This window comes from Terriglobia bacterium (genome assembly GCA_036496425.1).
In the GTDB taxonomy this organism is placed as follows: domain Bacteria; phylum Acidobacteriota; class Terriglobia; order 20CM-2-55-15; family 20CM-2-55-15; genus 20CM-2-55-15.
In genome coordinates this window covers 1-21,636 of the sequence record DASXLG010000321.1, presented here as the reverse complement: position 1 = coordinate 21,636, position 21,636 = coordinate 1, and the positions used below count along the sequence as shown (strand labels likewise).

At 56.3% G+C, this 21,636-nt stretch carries 16 protein-coding genes; 4 read left to right on the top strand and 12 right to left on the bottom strand.

Annotated elements, in window-relative coordinates:
* Window positions 1-4 precede the first annotated feature (4 nt).
* Window positions 5-1,414 carry a type I glutamate--ammonia ligase gene (glnA, locus tag VGK48_23440; protein ID HEY2384140.1) on the top strand — a complete coding sequence of 470 codons (1,410 nt, stop codon included), beginning with the start codon at window positions 5-7 and terminating at the stop codon, window positions 1,412-1,414.
* A 30-nt stretch (window positions 1,415-1,444) separates the two neighbouring features.
* Here glnA and VGK48_23435 read toward each other — a convergent pair whose 3' ends face one another.
* From VGK48_23435 to VGK48_23405, 7 genes are read right to left on the bottom strand one after another with little or no spacing between them, the layout of a single operon-like run.
* A complete protein-coding gene (locus VGK48_23435) occupies window positions 1,445-3,967 on the bottom strand; it encodes a helicase-related protein (GenBank protein HEY2384139.1) in 2,523 nt (840 codons plus the stop codon).
* Complete coding sequence (locus VGK48_23430) at window positions 3,957-6,080, bottom strand: hypothetical protein (GenBank protein ID HEY2384138.1); 2,124 nt, start codon at window positions 6,078-6,080, stop codon at window positions 3,957-3,959. Before VGK48_23430 ends, VGK48_23435 begins: the two co-directional genes overlap by 11 nt.
* A 57-nt stretch (window positions 6,081-6,137) precedes the next feature.
* Window positions 6,138-8,027 carry an alpha-amylase family glycosyl hydrolase gene (locus VGK48_23425; GenBank protein ID HEY2384137.1) on the bottom strand — a complete coding sequence of 630 codons (1,890 nt, stop codon included), beginning with the start codon at window positions 8,025-8,027 and terminating at the stop codon, window positions 6,138-6,140.
* A gap of 7 nt (window positions 8,028-8,034) precedes the next feature.
* Window positions 8,035-8,694: a hypothetical protein gene (locus tag VGK48_23420; protein HEY2384136.1), complete on the bottom strand. Its 660-nt coding sequence runs from the start codon at window positions 8,692-8,694 to the stop codon at window positions 8,035-8,037.
* Window positions 8,694-9,491 (bottom strand): hypothetical protein, encoded by a 798-nt coding sequence (locus tag VGK48_23415; protein ID HEY2384135.1) that lies wholly within the window; start codon window positions 9,489-9,491, stop codon window positions 8,694-8,696. The genes VGK48_23420 and VGK48_23415 overlap by 1 nt, the downstream gene beginning before the upstream one ends.
* Window positions 9,492-9,493: 2 nt before the next feature.
* Window positions 9,494-10,333: a DUF350 domain-containing protein gene (locus tag VGK48_23410; protein ID HEY2384134.1), complete on the bottom strand. Its 840-nt coding sequence runs from the start codon at window positions 10,331-10,333 to the stop codon at window positions 9,494-9,496.
* 10 nt (window positions 10,334-10,343) lie between these two features.
* Window positions 10,344-11,063 (bottom strand): PspA/IM30 family protein, encoded by a 720-nt coding sequence (locus VGK48_23405; GenBank protein ID HEY2384133.1) that lies wholly within the window; start codon window positions 11,061-11,063, stop codon window positions 10,344-10,346.
* Window positions 11,064-11,354: 291 nt separating this feature from the next.
* Between VGK48_23405 and VGK48_23400 the strand changes: the two genes are divergently transcribed.
* From VGK48_23400 to VGK48_23390, 3 genes are all read left to right on the top strand, one after another.
* The gene (locus VGK48_23400; GenBank protein HEY2384132.1) at window positions 11,355-12,959 is read left to right on the top strand and encodes a response regulator; all 1,605 of its coding nucleotides are present in this window, start codon (window positions 11,355-11,357) and stop codon (window positions 12,957-12,959) included.
* Window positions 12,960-13,037: 78 nt separating this feature from the next.
* On the top strand, window positions 13,038-14,570 hold the full coding sequence (locus VGK48_23395; protein ID HEY2384131.1) for a hypothetical protein: 1,533 nt from the start codon (window positions 13,038-13,040) through the stop codon (window positions 14,568-14,570).
* A 22-nt stretch (window positions 14,571-14,592) separates the two neighbouring features.
* Window positions 14,593-14,922: a P-II family nitrogen regulator gene (locus tag VGK48_23390; GenBank protein ID HEY2384130.1), complete on the top strand. Its 330-nt coding sequence runs from the start codon at window positions 14,593-14,595 to the stop codon at window positions 14,920-14,922.
* Here the strand turns inward: VGK48_23390 and VGK48_23385 are convergent.
* From VGK48_23385 to VGK48_23365, 5 genes are all read right to left on the bottom strand, one after another.
* Window positions 14,919-17,360 (bottom strand): HD domain-containing protein, encoded by a 2,442-nt coding sequence (locus VGK48_23385; protein HEY2384129.1) that lies wholly within the window; start codon window positions 17,358-17,360, stop codon window positions 14,919-14,921. The two genes, VGK48_23390 and VGK48_23385, sit on opposite strands and share 4 nt — an antisense overlap.
* An 82-nt stretch (window positions 17,361-17,442) precedes the next feature.
* Complete coding sequence (locus VGK48_23380; GenBank protein ID HEY2384128.1) at window positions 17,443-18,183, bottom strand: hypothetical protein; 741 nt, start codon at window positions 18,181-18,183, stop codon at window positions 17,443-17,445.
* Window positions 18,184-18,359: 176 nt separating this feature from the next.
* A complete protein-coding gene (locus tag VGK48_23375) occupies window positions 18,360-19,214 on the bottom strand; it encodes a toast rack family protein (protein HEY2384127.1) in 855 nt (284 codons plus the stop codon).
* Window positions 19,215-19,287: 73 nt separating this feature from the next.
* The gene (locus tag VGK48_23370; protein HEY2384126.1) at window positions 19,288-20,172 is read right to left on the bottom strand and encodes a CPBP family intramembrane glutamic endopeptidase; all 885 of its coding nucleotides are present in this window, start codon (window positions 20,170-20,172) and stop codon (window positions 19,288-19,290) included.
* Between the two features lie 381 nt (window positions 20,173-20,553).
* Window positions 20,554-21,000 carry a hemerythrin domain-containing protein gene (locus VGK48_23365; protein ID HEY2384125.1) on the bottom strand — a complete coding sequence of 149 codons (447 nt, stop codon included), beginning with the start codon at window positions 20,998-21,000 and terminating at the stop codon, window positions 20,554-20,556.
* Window positions 21,001-21,636 lie beyond the last annotated feature (636 nt).

Sequence of the window (21,636 nt, the reverse complement as noted above, 5' to 3'; positions counted from 1 at the left end):
GATTATGACTCCAAAAGAAGTATTCCAATTGATCAAAGACAAGGAGGTCAAGTTCGTCGACCTCCGCTTTACCGATACACGCGGCAAGGAACAACATGTGAGCGTGCCCGTGAAATCGTTCGGACCCGATAAGTTCGAATCCGGTCACTTTTTCGACGGTTCCTCGATCGCCGGATGGAAGGGCATTCAAGCATCGGACATGCTGCTGATGCCCGACCCGACATCGTCTTTCATGGATCCATTCCTGGATCAGACCACCCTGGCCATCACCTGCGATACTATCGAACCCTCCGACATGAAGGGCTACGATCGTGATCCGCGATCCATCGCGAAGCGTGGTGAAGCCTATCTGAAATCCACCGGTCTTGGCGATGTCGCTTATTTCGGCCCCGAGCCCGAATTTTTCATTTTTGACGCGGTCGAGTGGTCCGTCGACATGTCCGGTTCCCGCAGCAAGATCTTCTCGACAGAAGCGGCATGGTCCACCGGCGAATCCTTTGATGGCGGCAACAAGGGCCACCGCCCTGCAATTAAAGGCGGATACTTCCCTGTTCCTCCCGTCGACTCGCTCCAGAACATCCGGTCGGCCATGTGCACAACGCTGGAACAGGTCGGCGTGGTCGTTGAAGTTCATCACCACGAAGTCGCGACGGCGGGCCAGAACGAAATCGGCACAAAGTTCGCCCCGCTCGTCCAGCGCGCGGACTGGATGCAGCGCCTGAAATATGTCGTTCACAACGTCGCCGCACGCTACGGCAAGACCGCAACCTTTATGCCCAAGCCGATCGTCGGCGATAACGGCTCCGGTATGCACGTCCACCAGTCGATCTGGAAAGGCGAGCAGAACCTGTTCTCGGGTGAAGGTTATGCCGGACTGTCGGAACTTGCGATCCACTACATCGGTGGAATCATCAAGCACGCCAAAGCGCTGAACGCGATCACCAACCCCAGCACCAACTCCTACAAACGGCTGGTGCCCGGATTCGAAGCGCCGATCAACCTTGCATATTCCGCGCGCAATCGTTCCGCCGCAGTGCGCGTACCGCTGGTGAACAGCCCGAAGGCCCGCCGCATCGAGGTCCGCTTCCCGGATCCGACGGCAAATCCATATCTCGCCTTCACGGCGATGATGATGGCCGGCCTGGATGGCATTCAGAACAAGATCAATCCCGGCGATCCGATGGACAAGAACCTGTACGATCTTGCTCCCGAAGAAGCGAAGGACATTCCGCATCCGTGCGCTTCGCTCGACGAAGCATTGACCGCGCTCGACAAAGATCGCGCCTTCCTCACCAAGGGCGGCGTCTTCAGCGACGACATGCTCGATGCATATATGGAACTGAAGATGGAAGAAGTCACGCGCTTCCGCATGACGACGCATCCGGTCGAGTTCGATATGTATTACAGCCTGTAATCTGAAAGGGAATTAGCCTTACGTTTGTGGCTAATTCCCTTTCAGTTGCAGCGCGTCCAGCCGCAGTCGGGCGCCGTTCAGGTTTTCGTCCAGCATTCGTCGCTGTTCCTGCAACAAGTGAATCTCTTCGGCGCGCACACTGGGGTTCACCTTCCTCAACGCTTCAAGCCGTTCGATCTCGTACGATAATTGTTTATTCATCTGCCGGCGGGCTGCTTCGACGATCGGGGGCACTTGAGCCGACGCCATCGATTCCGCTTTTTCAATTTCGCCGCCCTGCACAACAACTCGAATCGGTGTCGGCGGGAGAAATCGATCAATATGCAACTGAGGAGGCGCAATACACTCCAGGACATAAACAGCCTCCAGCGACTTCGGCTCATCCGACGCAACGAAAGAACTGTTTCCCTTCTCTGAACCCAGCAGAAGATCCAGCGCCCCCGTTACAAGAGGATGATCCCACGTCAGGAACTGCAGGTCTTCGCGTACCAGAGCGCGCTGACGATCGGCCGTCACCGTCAGCCCTTCCGCAGGCAGTCCGGGGAATGAGTCTGCAAAGACACCCGCTGAACCCAGCTTGTAGGTTCGCGGCGCGAGCTCTTCGACATCGATGGAGTATTGATCGAATACGGCCAGCATGAAACGATCGATGGACCGGTCCTCGTCCTCACGGTGGATTTCTTCAATCAGGCGCTCCGCTTCTTTCGGACGGAAAGAGTTCAATTCCAGCAGCCGATCGCGGCCTTCGCGCAGCCGGGCCGCAATTTCCCGGTACGCCGTCCGCGTCTCCTGGATCAGGCCGTCGAGTGCGGCCCGCGCTTTCGCTCCGCCTTTGTGAAATTTGTGCGTGAGATCGTAGACACGCGCGCCGAAGGTCTCGAGCAATTCGGGGCCGCCCTGTAGATTCTCGGTGAAGGCATTCAATCCTTCGTGATACCAGCGCGCCAGGACTTCCTGCCCGCTGCCCGTCACAAACGGAACATGGATATCGATCGGATGTTTCTGTCCGATGCGGTCCAGGCGGCCGATGCGCTGTTCGAGAAGTTCCGGATCGAGCGGCAGGTCATAGAGAACCAGATGATGAGCAAACTGAAAATTGCGGCCTTCGCTGCCGATCTCCGAACACAGCAATATCGTCGCGCCGTGTTTATCCGCGAACCAGGCGGCGTTCCGGTCACGCTGTATAAGGGAAAGGCCTTCATGAAAGACGGCGGCCCTGAGGTTCTTTACGCGTTCCCGCAGCGCCGTTTCAATCGCGGTAACCATCGCAGGCGTCCGGCAGATCAGAAGGATTTTGTCTGGATCCAGTCCGCGGACCAGAGCCGCCAGCCAATCCAGCCGTTCATGTTTCGAAGAGCCGGCCGTCAGCGGAATCAGGTGCGGTCTCCGCGCGGGAAAACCTGTAATCGTCGAACGAGTGTTCCGGAAACTGACACGGCCGGTGCCATGCCGGTCGAGAAGCGCGTTCAGACTTGCGGCGTCCTTCAACTGATCCGCCTCACGCGCAACTTCGCGGTAAGTTCCGGTCTCCTTTATAAAGGCATCCAGATCATGAAATCGGTCCGGATCGAGCAGGCGCATGCGGCCGAAGTGACTGGCAATCCCTAGCTGTTCGGGGGTTGCGGTCAATAACAGAAGACCGGGCGTCTTCCGGCTCAATGTCTCGATGAATAGATAGTCCGCAGCGGCGTGATCGGGCGACCACGACAGGTGATGCGCCTCATCGACAACAAGGACATCCCAACCCGCGTCGATGGCCTGGGCGCCGCGGCTCTCGTCGCCGGTGAGCAGGTTGATGCTGCAAAGGATCAGCTGGTCATCGAGAAACGGATTGGCTCCCGGATCCGCCTTCTCGATGTCTTTGCATCTGGCCTCATCAAAAATATGGAACCACAAATTGAAGCGCCGCAACAGCTCGATGAACCACTGGTGGACGAGCGATTCCGGAACCAGAACCAGTACCCGCTGTACGCGAGCCGTAAGAATCAGACGATGAAGAATCAGGCAGGCTTCAATCGTTTTTCCCAGCCCGACTTCATCGGCCAGCAAGACGCGCGGCGCGAGGCGGGACGCGACTTCCGAGGCGATGTAGAGCTGATGCGGTATCAGGTCGATTCTGCCGCCGGCGAAGCCGCGAACCTTCGACTTGCGGATGTCATGCTGGTGCTGCAGGGCCGAGGCGCGCAGCTGGAAAACCCCGGGCGGATCGAACTGCCCGAGAGCCGCGCGCTCTTCCGGCTTGTCGAAACTGATGGAGTCATTCAAGTCCTGCTCCGTCACCTCGCGCGCTCCGTGGCGATAAACAATCAAGCCGCCGTGTTCGAGGACGGATTCCACCACAAGCGCTTTATCGTTGCGGTCGCGGATGGTGTCGCCCGGCTTGAAACGGACCCGCCGGAGCGGCGCGTTTGCGCGCGCGTATTGACGCTGGACTCCGGCGTCCATGAATGCGACGGTGACCCTGCGATGGGCCACCTCGACGATCACACCGAGACCGAGTTCCGGCTCGCTATCGCTGATCCAGCGCTGGCCTGGATGAAAATCATCTGTCATAACGCGCCAGAAATTGAAGGTGCACTGTTTTCATCTGCGACTGGAGGCCGGCGGCGAGCATCGCGGCGTTTCTGCTGCGATCCTTCTTGCGATAGCCCAATCGCCGCGACAGCGCCTTGAATTCCTCAGAGTCTTCCGCGGGCAGCACCAGATCGCTCGCATTGCCGCGGACGATCCGCAGAGCATCGATAACGTTCCTTAAAAACAGATATGCGGAATGGAGCGGCAGGTACTCGTCTTCGCGCAAAATTCCCGCTTCTCTCAGCCGATGCAAGGCGTCGAGCGTATTGGTTACACGTAACGACGGATATTCCCTGCCGTACTGCAGCTGAAGATATTGAACGGCATATTCGATATCGACAATCCCGCCCGCGCTGTATTTGACGTTGACTTCTCCAGGCTTGACGAGCTCCCGCATCTGCCGGCGCCGGAGATGAAGGGCGTTTTCGGAATCCCAGGGAGCGCCGCTATAGCTGAAGTTGTCGCGATGAGCTTCGACACGGCGGCTGAATCCGGCATCACCGGCTATACACCGCAGCTTGATCAAAGCCTGCCTTTCAAACGGGGCCGCGTCACCGCCGGCACTGTAATAGTTCGCAAACTCATTGAACGGAATCGACCACAGGCCGGCATCCCCGTAGGGACGCAGCCGCAAATCGATGTGAAAAATGCCCGTTTTCCGGGTTTCGATGAACTCCGTCAATCGTCTCGCGAACCGTTCGAAGAATGGAGTCGCCGCCTCGGATTCGTGTACCAGGATAAGCTCCAGATCCGATGCGTAACCCATCTCGCGCCCGCCGAATTTGCCCAGGCCGCAAATAGCAAACGGACCATGAGGGTCTCCCGGTTCCCCATAACAAATGCGGGCGGCCTCCCTAAGCACTCCTTCGGCCAGGTCCGTCACGGCTTGAGAAAACGGAATGAGAGTGACAGCGGAATCGAGCAGATGTTTCGCGTCGATTCGAAAGAGCTCGGAGTCCTTGAAGCGGTTCAGGCAGGATCGTTTTTCTTCCAGAGTCGAAGCTTGTTCAAGGCTCCGGCGCAGGGCGGCCAAGTCCGGATCGAGCGGCGTGTGTTCGAGATCTTCGAGTATGGGAACAAGATCGCTGAACCGGATTCCAAGGAAGTCGTCCCACAGGTAATCGCTCGAGCCGAGCAGGTGCGCCAGCACATTCATTCCATCCTTCTTCGCCAGAAACGAAACGACATGATCGGGGAAATGGGCCTCCGCGAGTTTGTCGATAAACTGGTCAAAGTGACGCAGCGCTTTCGGCGGATCCGGCGCCGCAGGCAGGAAGCCGGTGAATTCCTTGATCATGGCAATCCCGATCTTCAGCCGTTCCTGGTCGTGACTATTTTCGATCTTTTTACCCCATCGGTCGGCAATGAAGAAGTGATCGTAAACCCCGCTCTCGCTCCCCCGGATATTTGCCTTATGGATGTAAATGCCCCGCATCGCTAGCGCATTTGAGACAGCATAAAGCAGGGCGAAGGCATCCTTCGACCGCGTTTTCATCACCGTCCAATCATCGGATGTGCGGTTGTCGAACTCGATGTCGATGGGCGAAAGCAATCCGCTCAACGGCTCGTCCATTCTTTCAATGCTCTCGACCAGAAATCGATTGAGCCGTTCTCTCGGTTCTTGAAGATCTCCTGTCGCGAGGAGACGCGCGAATCCTTTAAGACCGTCGATAAACTGCTGGCGGCGCGCTTCGTTGAACGGCAGGTTCGGACCGGCACGAACATGAAAGACGTCGACGATCTTGCGCTGTCTTCCAGTGGCGTCTTTTCTGAACGAGTAGATGTCTCCGGCCTCGATATCCAGGCCAAATGCCGACAACAGGCCGCACAAGATTGAAAACTCCGACAAATAGTCGAACCCGGCGACCACGATATCGAATTCGCCGGGCGTCTCCTGTCGATGAGCGATTTCAACCTGAACCGGCTCTCTGGCGGTGAGCTGCGCCGACATCCGGATGTGGCCGGAGATGGCATCGGCGGAAAAGCGCGCGAAATAGTCATCGTCCATCCGGCGGAAAAACTCTTCGATCGCGTCCTTGCCGACGCCGCCGCAACGCGACTCGATAGTTTTTTTCCACTCTTCGCCGATCACACCTTATCGTATCAGATGTCATCGCGAGACTTTTGCGGGGGACCCGATGGCGGCACTCTACAACACAAACACACAACCGTAATTGGAAGGCACGGTAACACGCTGCAAGTCGCCGGCGGAGCCCACCTGGACAGTTTCGGGCGACTGTCGAACATCTGCATCCAATTCTTCGGTCCAGGTCCCCGCCTTCGGAAACGGCAGTGTTATCGTGCCGCTGGTCTGACCGAAGTTCAAGATGACCATTGCGTACTGTTCTGGAGCGCCAGGGGTTGCCGCAGCGTGCCGGTGGTAAGCAATCATCTGGTTGTTCACCAGCGATTGCTGCCAGTAATAGAAAGACTCACGGCTGCGCAACGCGGACAATGACCGGCGTAGTGAACCGAGCCGGCGGTAAAGCCGGATTAGGGCAAGGCCATAGGCGTCATAGAAATAGTCCCAATGCGTATCACGACGCAGACCGATGCGAGCCGAGCCATCGGATGGCAGATTGTAATTGTCGGCGAATTCCTCACCTTCCCACAGCATCGGTATGCCTTGCGAAGTATACAAAGCAATGATCAGCGGCTGCAGCCGCCAAAAGCGGCTGCGATCGCCCGGCGGAAGAACACCGCTTCCCGTCGTGCCGGAGAAAACAATCAGATGGCTGTGATCGTGCGAATTCAGGTATTGGAAAGGCGCCACCGGCATATCCACGGGATTGCCAGCCGGGTTGACGACGGCCTTGGTTGACGGGTAGCGGTTGCTGAACAGCGGATCTAACGTATGGGCAAGTCCATCTGACGGGGTATTTCCGGCTGCGATCCATTCTGCAGTATTAAGAAGATCATCCTGCCATGCGCAGTTCGTATACGTGTTGCCCAGGACATCGGGAGCTTTGGACAGCGCTTCCGCACATTGGATGATCCGGCTGTAGCTCTGGGCGGCGGGTAAGAACCTGGGAATACCCAGGGATTCGTTGTACGTCTTGTACGCCAGCATCGCGTAAGCCGTGTCGGTCGGACTGGTATAGAGATCGGTGACTTCATCGTATCGGAAGCCATCGACGTTATATTCGTTCAACCAATAGACATTTGCTGCGGCAAAATATTCCTGCGTGAAGGCGTGTGAGAAATCGCACTGCGGACCGAACGGGCCCGAACCGGAGATCATCGGGCTCGGTACGCGAGGAGCTCCAACAGTCGAATCGATATCCGCATAAACCTGACTGTAAGGAAAGGCCGGATCGACATGCTGATACACCACGTCCAGGATTACGGCCATTTGCCGATTGTGACAGGCATTGACGAGCCGCTTCAGACCATCCGGTCCGCCGATATGGGCGCTCGGAGCAAAATAATGCAGGGGACCGTATCCCCAGTCGAAGTCCAATTTCGGGCTGGTGACCGGCATGAGCTCAAGGCAATTGACGCCCAGGCTTTGCAGATACGGCAGGCGGTCAATGACGCCGTCAAACGTATCGTTAAACTGCTCTGTTTCGAGCTCATATACGATGAGATCGTCAAGGTCTGGCGTACGATACGCACCGTCGTTCCAGACGAACGGCGAAGCCGTTCTTGAAAGCGTCACCGCCGATAAGAGCCCGACGTCGGTCTGGCGGGCGAACGGATCCGTAAACCATAGCGTGATCAGCTGGCGCGGTTTTCCGGCCGGAGTCCACCAAAGCTGATAGCGATACAGGTAAACACCCTCCGCACCAAAATTAGTTCCGGCAATCGGTTGTACACTGACTGTCGCCGCCCATAGATCTAACGCACTACCCGCCGTCCAGGTCATATTGAAATCCTGTGGAAGAATCGCGGGATCGAAGCGATCATGGGTATGAATGATGCGGACAACGAGATCGAATCCGTCGGTGGCACGAACACCAGGCAGATAGATACCGAAGGTAATCTCAAATCCGGCTGCGGTAAGAGCAGGAAAGGCGCCAACTTCGGACAGATCTATCATGATGACACTACCCGTTGGAGTGGCGAAGAAAGGAAAGTTCGTTTTCGCTGGTGTGGACGGCTCGCCAGGTATGGAACATACCCGTTTCTGTACTCATTTCAACGAAGTAGAACTCTTCCCTGCCGTCCCCGGTCTTCCGGCCGAAGTCCCAATACTCATAAGATTCGTGATGGGGGTTTTCGCTGGCCGTGAGGACCAATACGTCCGCGCGATAGGGTTCTTTGAGTCCATGAAGACGCTCATAGGTTGCAATGACCTGTCCTTGGTCGTCTTTGATCTCCAGAACGCCGCTCGGAAGGGTTTTCTTATGCAGTTCTTCGTCATATTCGCCCTCGTAATCGGGGAATAGCAAAAGAATCGTTCGCTCGGTTGTACCGGGCAGGCCGGGCTCGTCGCTGACGCGAATGGTGAGCCATTCGTCATTTGAATTCTCCAGAGCGTAGTCCACCGATTCATATGTCCGGTCGCCAATCAGCCGGCGATACGCATCCACTTCAGTGACTTGATACTGGGCCGATTGAATCCCGTTGAGAATATCGTCGATGGTCACGAAATCCGCCGGCTTCAGGGCAAACGGATTGTAGACGCGCAGCGCGATCGGTTTTTCTTCAGGTCCCGACAGCAGCTCTTTGAATGCCTGCCAGGCGGTGAGCTTCGGTGCTTCCATTACCAGGCCCGCCTCTTCGGACGAAACATCGGAACAAAGAAAATGAGATATGCGCCGGCGCCGATCGCCACCGAGGCGAAAAGCAAATCCCATGCCGGGTGGGACTGGTTCTGGGCCGCCTGCTGCACGGCATTGTCATCGTACATGAGATCCTGATCGACGCCCGGGGGCGTGTAGGACGGATCGCGCGCCACGCCCTGCTGTTCGAGATCGTGCAGGCGGTTTTCGAGGCCGGCGTCCTTTTGAACGAGATCCTGGTAACGCTGTTGATCCATGTCGTCGCGATGGTTGTAGATCCACAGATCCCGATCGCGTTGGCCGCGATCGAGCAGCCACAACCAGAACCAGGGATTGAACGAATCGTGATATACCGCCACCGGCTGCGTCCTGTAGGAACGGAAGATCGTAGCTTCACGGGCCGGTCTTGTTTCCAGAGTTTCCGGCGTGACCTGTCCGACGCGTTCGGCGTTGCCCGTTCGGCCTCCGTTGAAGACGCCGTTGGCGCGCTCATAAAGGCTGCGCGACGACTGCGCGCGCTCCGCAGCCGACGCCGCGCTGTCGTAGTGAGTCGAGAATCCTCCGGACGGCTTGAATGTGCTGCGGCTCGGAGACGACACCGGAGCTCTCGGAGTTGAAAATGATCTTGCACTGCTGAACCCGCTTGGACGGCTACCCCCGCCGAAGCTACGGCCGCCGCCGTGGAAACCACCGCCACCCTTTCCATACATATATGCAGGAGCGAGGAGGCTGCAGGCCAGGAGCAACAGGATCGGTGCTTGTAGGTATCGGCGCATCATGTTTATCCTCGGACTCGGATGTAGAAGAGCGTGACCGTTATGAACAACACGGCTTCGATAACACCGGCCGCGACATTCCGGTCGACGAGCAATTCCTTGCGAACTCTGGTGCCCGGCAGAAACAGCCGGTTCATGACGAAGTGGACAACGATGATCACCAGAAACCATACAGCGAGAAAGTATGCGACATCCATCGCGTCCTGGGCCCAGCCATAACTTTCTCCACTGATCGACGCTCCCAGCGCCATGCCGCCGGAAACGAGGAAGCCGCCCAGAGACAAGGCGCACGCCAGATCCTGGGACGCCAGCGCCTCCTGCATACCGGGAACGGCGAGCGCGTAGAGGTTGTCCAGAATCGCCAGGACAGCCAGTCCTACGCCAAACCAAAGGAACGCAGCGCCGATGCCGGCTTCCACGTTCGAGAAAGCGCCGGAAACGATGAAGGCCGTTCCCAGATACGAGGAGCCTTCAACCAGCGCGATCGCGACATTCTTTTTCCCGATGACCTCAGCGTCATTGTTGACGCTGAAAAGGATCAACTTGTCGTTCACTTCGCGAGTAATAATGAGGAGCACGATCGAAAACAGCCCGTAGAAGGCGACCACGTTGAAGTTCTCGCGGAAGCCGGCTCCGGAAGGTTGCAGCAGATTCAGAAAAGGAATGACGGACGCGAGCAGGAACAATCCAAACCGGATTCCAACCGCCGGGTTGTCTTTAACCGTCGTTTCGACTGTCAAGCTGTAGCCCTCCGCGCGAGCCACCCATCCGAAAACCGAGCGGGCGACAACCAGAAAAGCCAGAAGCGACAAGAGAACAAATCCCAGCTCAGCAGAATCCGCCATTCGCTTTCCCCTACGTGGAACTTGGAAGTTGTAAGGACGCCTTCTGACCGGTCAACCGGGCTCTGCGGGCGGCAAGGTCGGCATCGGCCTGCGTCAGGGCCACGTCTTTTTCGAGCGTGTCGTCGACGGACGCAAGCGCGCGTTTCAGTTTCTCATCCGCCACATCGTGTCTGGCCTGGATGCGTGATGCCAGGTCGTCAACCGAGATGTCGCTGCCAAGGCTCGTAATCTTCGCCGCCTGTTGCAGCGCTCTGGCAGCGCGTTCCTTGTCCTTCGCCGCTTTGTCCATGCTGTCCAGCGTGGTCAGCTGCTGGACCATACTGGTGTGCTTGCTGCGCAGGGCGGACAATGAATGCGTGATCGCATCCGCCGTCTCTTTCGCGGCCGCCAGCTCGGTTTGCTTGGCGTCCAACTGCTGTTTATAGCCGTTCAATTTGACCTGCAGCTCGCGCGCCTTGTCGTTGGCCGCCGCATCGCTGCTGGTCAAAATCGTGTCGATCGCGTGGTCGTAGGATTCGATCTGGCCCATCAGCCGATGAACTTCACGGTCGGTAGTCGTGACATGGCCGGCCGCTTCCGCCGCGTCGTTTTCAATGCCTTCAATCGAGCTTTCCAATTCGCGAATGTACTCCCGGACGGCTTGCGGCGAATTGAGATCGATCAACCTATCAAGCACGCTATGCGCTTGAGCCAAAAGACCAATACGGACTTTCTCCAAGATACCAGCCATACTTCTTCTGCCTCCCTTAACCCTTGTCTGCTATACGAATTTCGATCGATTCTGTTCCGCATCACGATGTTTCATCGTTTATTCTCCGGATTTTGGCCGGATAGGCCATAGCTTATCGGCGAACGGCGGTTGACGGCCGGTGATCTGGGAATCGCATTGGCTGTTCGGTAACGAAAAGTGACGATCTGGCTTCCCGGGCGCCGGTACAGCTCGTTTTGGCTCAGTGAATTGGAGTCTGGCACAGCGATTGCAAGCAAACGCGCCGATTCACACGCATTTGCAAGAGGCGATATGCGGGACCAAAAAGAAGTCTCTCACAAAACATTACGACTGCTCATCGTTGAAGACAACCCGATCGATGTCGAGCTCCTGGTCTATTCGTTGAAAGCGGAAGGCTACATTTTTGAATATGACGTGGTTCACGCCCCGGACGCGTTTCGGCAACACTGGAGCGCGGGGTCTTACGACGTCGTTCTCGCGGATAACAATCTTCCAAACTGGACGGGAATGGAGGCGCTGAAACTTCTTCAGGAGCTTGGTAAAGACGCTCCTTTTATTGTAGTGACAGGAAGCCTCGGAGACGAATCCGCAGTCGACTATATCAAACAGGGCGCCAGCGATTATGTTCTGAAGTCTCGATTGAACCGTTTGCCCTTGAGCATCGACCGCGCGTTACGGGAACAGTCGAACCGGGAGGAACGCAAGGCTCTGGAAGAGGAACTTCGGCAGGCGCAAAAGATGGAAGCCATTGGCAGGCTCGCCGGCGGCATCGCGCACGATTTCAACAATCTGCTCACCGTGATTCTCGGCCGGTCCGAATTGCTGATAGACCTTCTTGCCGACCAGACGCTGCCTCTCCGGCATGCAGGAGAAATTCACGCCGCCAGCGAGCAGGCTGCGTCACTCACCCGGCAACTCCTTGCCTTCAGCCGGAAGCAGACCATCCAGCACGAAGTCGTCGATCTAAACGCCATCATCCGGAAACTTCACCCCATGCTGGAGCGCTTGATCCCGGAAAACATCCAGTTGACCTCGGTATTAACCTCACGGCATGAATACATAAAGGTCAATCCGACGCAGATCGAGCAAGTCCTGCTCAATCTTGTTGTCAATGCGCGGGACGCTATGCCGGCGGGCGGGATGCTGACCATTCAGACCTCTGCGGTTGTGTTGCCCGATCTCACCAAGGTTCATCAGCTTGACGCGAAGCCCGGCAACTATATGGTTTTGACTGTAACCGATACCGGAACCGGTATGGATGCCGAAGTGTTGGACCATCTTTTCGAGCCCTTCTACACCACAAAGCAGCCCGGCAAGGGTACCGGGCTTGGTTTACCGACGGTCTACGGCATCGTAAAACAGAGTGGCGGATCCATCATCGTGCAGAGCCAACCGCACATTGGAACGACTTTCAGTATTTATCTGCCTCGAACGGATAAGGCCCCGAAATCCTCCCATGCCAGAAGACCGGCTATGGAAAACAGGGGCGAAACAGTCTTCGTTGTCGAAGACAATGAGACCGTGCGAGAGTTAACGAACGAGATTCTGGAGTTGAAAGGGTATCGGGTCCTCTCGGCGGGCGGTCCAGGAGAAGCTGTAACGATCAGCAACGAATTTCAAGGACCCATCGATCTCCTGTTGACGGATGTGGTCATGCCTGAAGGCAGCGGACCAGCATTGGCCGAACGCCTGACCAAGCTCAGGCCTGACATGAAAGTGCTCTACATGTCCGGATACACAGCGGAAATGATAAGCCAACAGGGCATCCTGGAAGGATCCGTCGCACTGGTGATGAAACCCTTCACGACGCGGGAACTGATGAACAAGGTGCATGAGGTCCTCGGGGACGCGAGTTTCAAATCCACTGCCCTGCAAAAGCGGTCTCATCACGCTTGAAGGGGACGCACACCTGAATTCCTGCATTACGGAATTCAGGTGTGCGCCCCCCTTTTTCACCTTATCGTATCAGTCAGCATGGAGCCGCTAAACGTCAAGGACTTACTCCTGGCGCCCCGCCTCGACCGGGACCAGGTTGCCGCGCTGCTCGGCCCCTTCGGGTTCGAAGACCCCCTGAAAGCCGATGCGAATCTTCAGCGGATGACGGCGGATCCGAGCGAACGGCAAATGCTGGCCGATATCGTCGAAGAGATCCTCCAAGCCGCGGCCGGTTCCGCCAATCCCGACCAATCGCTGAATTATCTGGAACGCTTTACGGAGGCAGCTCTGAACAAGGCCCGGCTGTTTTCGTATTTGAAGGAGACACCCGGAATCATCGAACTGCTGGCAAAGACCCTGGGCGGCAGTCCATACATGGCCGAGATCCTGATTCGTGATCCCCATCATTTCTACTGGTTGACCGACCCGCAAACCCTGGGTACCGCCCGCCGGAAGCGCGCCATCGAGCGCGAATTGATCCAGACGCTGAGGATGCTGGAAAGCGAACAGAAACAGCTCGACTATCTGCGGTTCTTCAAGCGCAGAGAAATGCTCCACATCGGGGTGAGGGATCTTTTGCGCTTGTGCCCGGTCGAACAGACCCTGTCCGCGCTTTCGATCCTCGCCGAAGCACTGATCTCCGCGGCCCATTGGATCTGCGCGGCCGCCCTGCGGCACGAGTTCGGCATTCCCAACTCCGCGTTCCGGGAATTCACGATTCTCGCCATGGGCAAACTGGGCGGCGGTGAACTGAACTTCAGCTCGGATGTCGATCTGACATTTTTGTATTCCGCCGCGCAGGAGGAAGCAGTCCCGGTTGAGGCCTTCGAGTATTTTCGCAGGCTCTGCCAGAAAATCACCGCAGGCTTGAACGATTTGACGGCGGAAGGTTACGTTTATCGGGTGGACTTGCGGCTGCGGCCTGAAGGGCATGGCAGCAAGGTCGTCAACTCCCTCGAAGAATATCAACGGTATCTTCAGACGCGGCTGCGAACCTGGGAGCGCCTGGCTCTCTCAAAGGCCTGGCCGGTCGGCGGCAGCCGCAAGCTGGGCAGCGCATTTCTGGCAGTTGCCGATGAGTTCATCTACGGCCTTCCGTTCGGCGGGAAGGAACTGGAGGACGTCCGGCAGATGAAGCGGCAGATCGATCAGGAAATGCTGAAGCGCGATCAGAAGGACCGCAACGTCAAGCTCGGAACCGGCGGGATACGCGAAATTGAGTTGATCACACAATCACTCCAGGTCCGCTTCGGCAGGCAGTTTCCGGAGATCCGGAATCGCAACACACTCCGTGCCCTGGCGGCATTGTGCAACCGGCAGATCATCCCGGCCGAACAGTGTGAGACACTCACGAAAGCGTACCTGTTCCTGCGGGATGTGGAGAACAAGCTGCAAATGGTCAACGATGCGCAAACTCATTCCCTGCCTCGCACGCATGAGGAGCTGACGACATGCGCGCGCTTGCTGGGATATCCCGGCTCCGAACCGTTCCTCCAGGATTATCAGGATCACACCGGAAAAGTGAACCGCATCTTCGAGTCGATTGATTTACTATTGTCTAGACAGCTATAGGGATTTTTGCGACAAAGGAAGTATGAGACTTATAAAGGCGATTATTCGCCCCAACAAATTAGAGGAAGTGAAAGACGCCCTGACGAAACTCAGCGTGGCGGGTATGACCGTAACCGAGGTGCGCGGACATGGACGCCAGAAGGGTCATAAGGCGGTATACCGCGGCACCGAGTACAGCGTAACACTTCTGCCGAAGATCATGATCGAACTCGTCATCCAGGATGAAATGGTCGACGATGTGATCAAGACCGTCATCGAGACTGCCCGGACCGGAGAAATCGGCGACGGCCGGGTCTTCGTTCTGCCCATTGAACAGGGCTACAACATCCGTACCGGAGAACGGGACGTCTAATCTGCATGCTGAAGAGCGGTGGTAATCCCACCCTTCAGCTGCTCCTCCAGGTCAGGCTCCACCTTTTTACCCTGCCGGGTAATGTAAAAGACATCCAGCGCGCGGTGGCCTTCAGTTGTAATCAATGCGACTTCGATATTGCAGCCGTGGGACGCGATGACGGAGGCCACGCGGTATAGAAGTCCAAAAGCGTCCTGGACGACAATTTCCATGATCGTACAGCGTTTGGAAAACTCGTCATCGAAATGGATCTCCATTGGCACCGTCAGACCCTTCTTTTGCCTGAAGACGACGCTCTTGAACTTTCGATCAAGCAAGGTGCTCAACTGTACTGTCCCGCGTATGACGTCGTTCAGGACTTTCGCAAACTGGTCCACTTCGGAAGGGTTCTTCTCGAAGTAGCGGTCGGGGTCCTCGAACGAAATCAAATCGAAAATCGTGCCGTGACGATTTGAGAATGCCTGCGCCCGCACAATGTTCATCCCGAAATACGAGAGCACGCCTGTAATTTTCGAAAACAGGCCGGGACGGTCGGCTGTCATGACGAGAAGGTCATACACCGCACCGTTCTTCGCCATGTGCATCACCATGGGGCGGTCTGCGAGCTTCCGCGAGAGCAAAAAATGATCGGCTATCTGTCTTTTCTGAGTCGTCCTCAGATACTGGCGCGGGAAGCCGTCAAGGAAATCGCGAATATGCTGCGATGGCGTGCCCGGCGGAAGCAGTTTGGTGATGGCATCGATGTCACTCTCCAACTCCTGTTGCTGAGAATACTGGTCATCGGCAAGCCCAAGCGTGATTTGGTTGTAGGTCTCCACGTATAGCTGCCACAGAAGATCCTCTTTCCAGGGAGTGACAACCTCATTGTTGACGGCCTTCATATCCGCGTACGTCAAGAGGCAGAGCATCCGCAAATTTTCGGCATTGCCGACCATGTCCGCGAATTGACGGATAACCTGGGGATCGCTGAAGTCACGGCGCAAAATGATTTTCGACATCTCGAGATGCGCTTTTACGGCGAAGATGACTTTTTCGGCCTGGTCTGCGGGGATCTCGAGCTTTCCCAGAATAACCTTCACACCCTCCGTGCTGGGATGAACGTGATTCCCTTCATCATGCCTGTGCGCTTTCCCGATGTCATGAAACAGCAGCGACAACAGCAGCAGTTCCGGATTTTCCAGCTCATTCAACAGAACCGAGAAGTGATGCGACGAAGGAAGCTGCTCAATGTTCCTGATCGCAATCAGCGAATGCTCGTCGACCGTATACTTGTGAAAGAAATCACGGATCACGCGGCAGCGGATCTCTTCGAAGTCCGGAAAAATCCGCCCTAGAAGACCGACTTCATGCATCGCCAACAGCACTTCATAGATGCCTTTCCGGTCTTTCATCATTTCGAGGACAATCCGGCCCGCGCGCGGGTGATTGCTGATCGCTCCGTTGGCCGTTGCAAGGCGTTGCCGTATCGTTTCAAGCGTCGCGGAATCCAGTAATGCGTTTTTCCGATGAGCCTCTGCAAAAGCATCGATCATTTCGAACGGATCCGAGAAATCCGAATTCACACTGATCGTGTTGGGACGCCCCACGATGGCTTCTTCCCAGAATCGCGCTTCACGGGCGATTTCAGCTGCCCGCAGAAAGTAATCGCGCATCAGATTTTCGGCCGCATCTCCGTGCTGGGAAGCTTTGTATGCCAACTTGTCGGCGATTTGCTCCTGAAACTCGAAGGAAAGCACATTGAAGTTGCGGTTCGAATTGAAGTGCAGAAAATTGCGGACCTGATGATGAAAACCGAGGGCATCGGGCGGAGTCATATGATCGGGGGACGCCCCGAGCGACTTTCGAACCCAACCGGACCAATGAATGTCCCGCAACCCGCCCGGCGCCTCCTTAAGGTCCGGTTCGAGCTGGAAAATCGTATCGCCAAACTGTGTATAGCGGGCCGCCTTCATGCCGGCAAGCGACTTCAGGAACCGGGTGCGATTCTTTCGGATCATGTCCTGGAGAATTTCGTTTTCGAACTCGTGCGCAACGGCGGGATCCCCAACCAGGAATCGGCAGTCGAGGAAGGCCGTGTAGGATTCCATGTGCGTGTCATCGAACTCTTTAAAATCATCGGTGTGACGGATTTGATGGCCGACCTTGAACTGCAAACCCCAAAGTGGGTGCAGCACGCTCTTGATCGCCTCCTCGTCGATCGATTCCTTGAAAAAGAACAGCAGGTCGATGTCGGATTCGGGATGGATCGTTCCCCGCCCGTATCCCCCTATCGCCATCAGAGCGAATGACTTGGGCGGTACGCGGGTGCCCCAGCACTCCTGGATGATGTCGTCGATCCGGGCGCTGATCGTTTTCTCTATCCCGGCTGCATTTGGATCGGCCAGAAACCGCAGTTTGAGATCATCCAGATAAGACTTCAATTCTGCCCGCGTCGTCATCGCGCCATCTTAACATGACGCGGATTACGCAGATGGGACGCCCCATCTGCGTAATCCGCGTCATCTGCGGCTGGACTACTTCTTAGTTGGACACCGCAATCGGAGGCATGGTTGTGAATTGAGCCGTTGGGCTGAATCGCAGGGCTACCGAAACCATCGGATTCATACACCAGAACTGGAGCCGGCCGACCATGGGCGCCTGTCCCGGAAACAGTTGATCGGTGAATTCCGAGATATGGGTCAAAGCGGGAACGGTCTGGATCGTTGAATTCAGCACCTGGCCGGTATCGCTCAAGACTTCGAAATGGACTTCAAGATCCCCGGTGTTCGGATTTGCAATGGCCACGCCCGTTCTGAAGCCGTTTGTGGTATCGATGAATACAGCCTGTATTCCAAGTGGAATGGCCATCGGGACGCCCGCTTCCGCCACGATGTTGCCGCCGGCGTCGAGCAGTGAAAACATCGCATTGCCGACCACGCTGGCATTTGCCGTTACCGTCGCGTAGCCGGTCTCCAGAGGATGATCATCCACAGACACAAACTTCCGGCTTTCACCGCTGTTTAATGTGACGGAAAACATCGCCGCGCCGGAGGTTACATTATTTCCGTTCTCATCAAGCCAGTTATTGAAGAAGGGGCCGCCGTTATCCGCGGTGAAGCTCAGAGTGGCGGTTGCCGGACTCGCGGTCACGTTGCTCAAAAAGATCGTTGTCCGCCAGCCTTGGCCGACGGCAACTTGCGGAAAATAGTATGTGAATGACTGCGCAGAAGCGACTGCACTCGCCACGATTATAAAGACCATACTGAAAAGGACGCGCTTCATTTGTGGTAGTCCTCCTGTGGATTACGTGATCCTTTTCAGCAATGCTGGTGCCACTCGAAAAGCCGCGTCTATGCTTCGCTTTGATGGTAGAGAAGCGGCCAGAAAAGGCATGGCAATCACACAAGGGAAATGGCGGTTCCCTACTGATTTTCCTGCCTTTATGACTCGTTAACAGATTAAATCAGCTCGACTTCGACGCCCCCGATGCCGCTCTGCACGCGGATTCGAATGTGCGAGCCGCCGCCGCCCTGATGGGTATAGGTCCGATCATGATGGTCGAATGATGGAGCGCTGATATTGGAAAGGAAGCTTCCCTCACCGTCGATCTCTACATCGGCATCCCGCGGAATGATGAGCCGGATCGCGCCGACACCGACTTTGACGGTCGCATCACTGGTGGCCGTGCCAAGGTCGCCCGTAAAGTCCAGCTCCGTCCGCCCCACACCTCCCTTCAGGTCGACGTGGCCGACGCGCGTATTCCCCAATCCACGGATGACCAGCTCACCGACACCGCTTTCGACATCCAGAGACTGCATCGGCTCAGCGGGCGGCTTATCGAAGGTAACGTCGGTCTTCCCGACGCCGCCGCGCAGATGCAAACGGCGAACCTGCAGCGAACTCATCTCCAGGTGGGATTCAGAGACACCGGTGGTGACGTCCAGGCCGAGAGGTATTTTGTCGGAAAGCCGCAACGTCAGGTCATTGTCGCTCTGCGAACCACCGATCCCCACGCCGGAGCGGCCCGTCATTTCCAGACGCATCGATGCGTGCTCGCCGTCATCAAACCGGAATGTGGGTTCGTAACGGTTCCGGTCGTATTGCAGCTCGAACGAAAAAAGGTTCTCATCTGCAATCTTCGTGATCTCCAGATTGCCCACGTCATACTTCAGGGCGACATCCAACTCCTTTACGTTCCCCACGGGCCTGGACTCCTTCATGACCTGGACGTCCGGAGGTTCGCTGTGGATTGGCCCGCAACTGCTCATCACGGCGGCGCAGGAGAAGGCAATGAAGATCGCAATCTGCTTCATGGTTTTTGCGCCGGACGCATGATGATAAGTACGAAACGGCAGATTAAAAAGATCCCCCTTAAATTCGACGCATTCACAATTCCGGGTTCAGCAGCGGCTCTCCCGGCCGGCGCTGCAGTTTCCAGGGACCGCGCGTGATCCATATCACTGCGCCGATCGCAATCGCAGCGGTCAGCCATCCGGATTCACCAACGGCCAGAGGCACGCCGACAGTCGCGCGGTCGAATGTAAGCTGAATGATCGCATTCCATGCCGCATGATACATTACCGCCGGCCAGATGCTACCGGATCGAAGACGCACGTAGGCTGCGAGATAAGCATCCGCAAGCACACCGATCAAGAACAGCGCCGCCGACAACCGCGGCTGCGAACCTGCCGCATATTGCCCGGTTAATATGAGCGGCACGTGCCATACACCCCAAATCAGTCCGCTGACCAGGACCGGTTTGGGGACGCCCGCGACGATCAGTCTCGTCAACATATAGCCGCGCCATCCGAGTTCTTCTCCGAATGCCGATACGGCGCTCACGATGGTACCGAGCGTGGACGTCAGCGCAAACGATGTTAAAAGGTTCCCTGCCGGAGAGGCCACATAAAGGTGAGACTGCGGACCCAGAGGCGGCTGAAATCTTGCGAGGCCGGTCATCCAGGCGGTGCCGTACGCCGCAAAACCGACGATGACGGGATAACACCAGGCGAGAAACGCCGTGCGGCGGCCTTCGCTGCCTCCCGGCCGGAAAGAGATATCGCCGAAGCCCTCGCGGCACGCCAGTCGCGCAACGATCGAAGCGGCTCCCGGTGTATACATTAAAGCCAGCATCAGCCATGGAAGCCTTTCGATCGCTTCGCCGGTCTCCGTGATCTTCCATTCGAAGAATGCAGAACCCAGGACCAGTGCAGTGAAATAAACCGCCAATCCCCGCTGTGCCAGCCGCTTTTCCAACACGATTCCCAACATTGTCAATCTTCGAATTTATGCGGCAAGAAAATAATGCGGCAGTGTCTCCGACAACCCGCCGCACCGCCTGGACGAAGACATCAACAGTCAGGCGTAGAAGGAATCAGTTTATGTGCAACCGCGTAGCAGAAAGATGACGCAGAGAACGGAAGCAGGCACGCCCATCAGCCATAAAATGATGTAACCGACTGCGCCCTTTTCCTGTTTAGAGCGCAGATATTCCATTGGCGTTTTCATATTTCCCCCCATTGTGTTGAGGGCATTTCGGCATCCAAAACGCCGGATTAACACCTACAACCTGCGAACTTCATGTCCATCACGAACTTCACCAGGCAAAGAAGCGGCGAATTCAGCGGGCGATCCCCTGGACAGCGAGCGGGCTCATGCCGCAAGGTCCTGTTTGATGCTGCGCTGCACACGGAGCATGTCGTTCATTATCTCCGTTAGCTGCCTGGCGGAAAGGGACTCGGCTGCGACCTCCAGGATGCCGCCCGGCGCTTCTTCTTCTTTAACGTGGTGACGAACATCCTCCACGAGTTTGCGAAAACCGGATTCGAAGCCTTCCTCGGTCAGATCGGCATCATGCAGGTCGGCCAGCAGTTCTTTCACTTCAGCATGTTCCTCGAGGGCTTCATCAACCTTTCCGGGCACGATATCCTGCAACGCGGGATACAAAGCCTGTTCCTCCATTTCAGAGTGGGCGCTCAGCCCCGTCTCGATTTCCCGAAAGAGGTCGTCCTGGGTCATCTCCGATTCGGCATCGAGGAAATTCTCAAAAAACTCTTCGATCCGGCGGTGGTCTTGCTTGATGAATTCAATAGCATTCATAGTCGTTCTCACATTTTTAGTTCTGGAAAATACACTTCGACTGGTTTGGTTGTTTTACTGGTTTAGACGGCCGCCAGTGCGATTCGATGTCCGGCGAAAGGCCGTCTGGGTTTCGTGTATACGCGGCTCATGACGCCCCCGAGCAACGATCCCTTTTTTCGACGTCAGCGGACCTGATCTGTCTGTCATCTTGCGTACTTTCCTGACAATGATTGCCGAGGCCGTACAACGAGCGTCGGATGACATGAAGGCGGAATCCGGTTCTTGCAAATTCAGGGTCACCCGGGGCTTCAGCAGCAGTTACTTCGTTGTGGAAGAGGCGCGCAATTTAATGAAGATTGTCGCCGGTCCATTCAGCTCAAAGCGCGAAGCGAAGAGCCTGCTTAAACGGAATGACAAGTCGATTTAGGGGCGTCGTCTGTAATGGGCTCCGCCGGGCGCGAGGTGAGGAGAATGATGCCGGTTGAACCCTTTGCTATTCGTACGATGTCGCCATTGACGTCGTAATCCGTATATCCTAATGTATATACAGAGGCTTGTGCTTGTGATGAAAACGGCGAAGGTATTCAAAAGCGGGAACAGTCAAGCGGTGAGGATTCCCAGGGAATTCCTGATCCATGCCGAAGAGGTGGAAAT

Coding starts and splice junctions, on each gene's coding strand:
- glnA (HEY2384140.1), top strand. CDS start 5: ATGACTCCAAAAGAAGTATTCCAATTGATCAAAGACAAGGAGGTCAAG.
- VGK48_23435 (HEY2384139.1), bottom strand. CDS start 3,967: ATGACAGATGATTTTCATCCAGGCCAGCGCTGGATCAGCGATAGCGAG.
- VGK48_23425 (HEY2384137.1), bottom strand. CDS start 8,027: ATGATAGATCTGTCCGAAGTTGGCGCCTTTCCTGCTCTTACCGCAGCC.
- VGK48_23420 (HEY2384136.1), bottom strand. CDS start 8,694: ATGGAAGCACCGAAGCTCACCGCCTGGCAGGCATTCAAAGAGCTGCTG.
- VGK48_23415 (HEY2384135.1), bottom strand. CDS start 9,491: ATGATGCGCCGATACCTACAAGCACCGATCCTGTTGCTCCTGGCCTGC.
- VGK48_23410 (HEY2384134.1), bottom strand. CDS start 10,333: ATGGCGGATTCTGCTGAGCTGGGATTTGTTCTCTTGTCGCTTCTGGCT.
- VGK48_23405 (HEY2384133.1), bottom strand. CDS start 11,063: ATGGCTGGTATCTTGGAGAAAGTCCGTATTGGTCTTTTGGCTCAAGCG.
- VGK48_23400 (HEY2384132.1), top strand. CDS start 11,355: ATGCGGGACCAAAAAGAAGTCTCTCACAAAACATTACGACTGCTCATC.
- VGK48_23395 (HEY2384131.1), top strand. CDS start 13,038: ATGGAGCCGCTAAACGTCAAGGACTTACTCCTGGCGCCCCGCCTCGAC.
- VGK48_23390 (HEY2384130.1), top strand. CDS start 14,593: ATGAGACTTATAAAGGCGATTATTCGCCCCAACAAATTAGAGGAAGTG.
- VGK48_23385 (HEY2384129.1), bottom strand. CDS start 17,360: ATGACGACGCGGGCAGAATTGAAGTCTTATCTGGATGATCTCAAACTG.
- VGK48_23380 (HEY2384128.1), bottom strand. CDS start 18,183: ATGAAGCGCGTCCTTTTCAGTATGGTCTTTATAATCGTGGCGAGTGCA.
- VGK48_23375 (HEY2384127.1), bottom strand. CDS start 19,214: ATGAAGCAGATTGCGATCTTCATTGCCTTCTCCTGCGCCGCCGTGATG.
- VGK48_23370 (HEY2384126.1), bottom strand. CDS start 20,172: ATGTTGGGAATCGTGTTGGAAAAGCGGCTGGCACAGCGGGGATTGGCG.
- VGK48_23365 (HEY2384125.1), bottom strand. CDS start 21,000: ATGAATGCTATTGAATTCATCAAGCAAGACCACCGCCGGATCGAAGAG.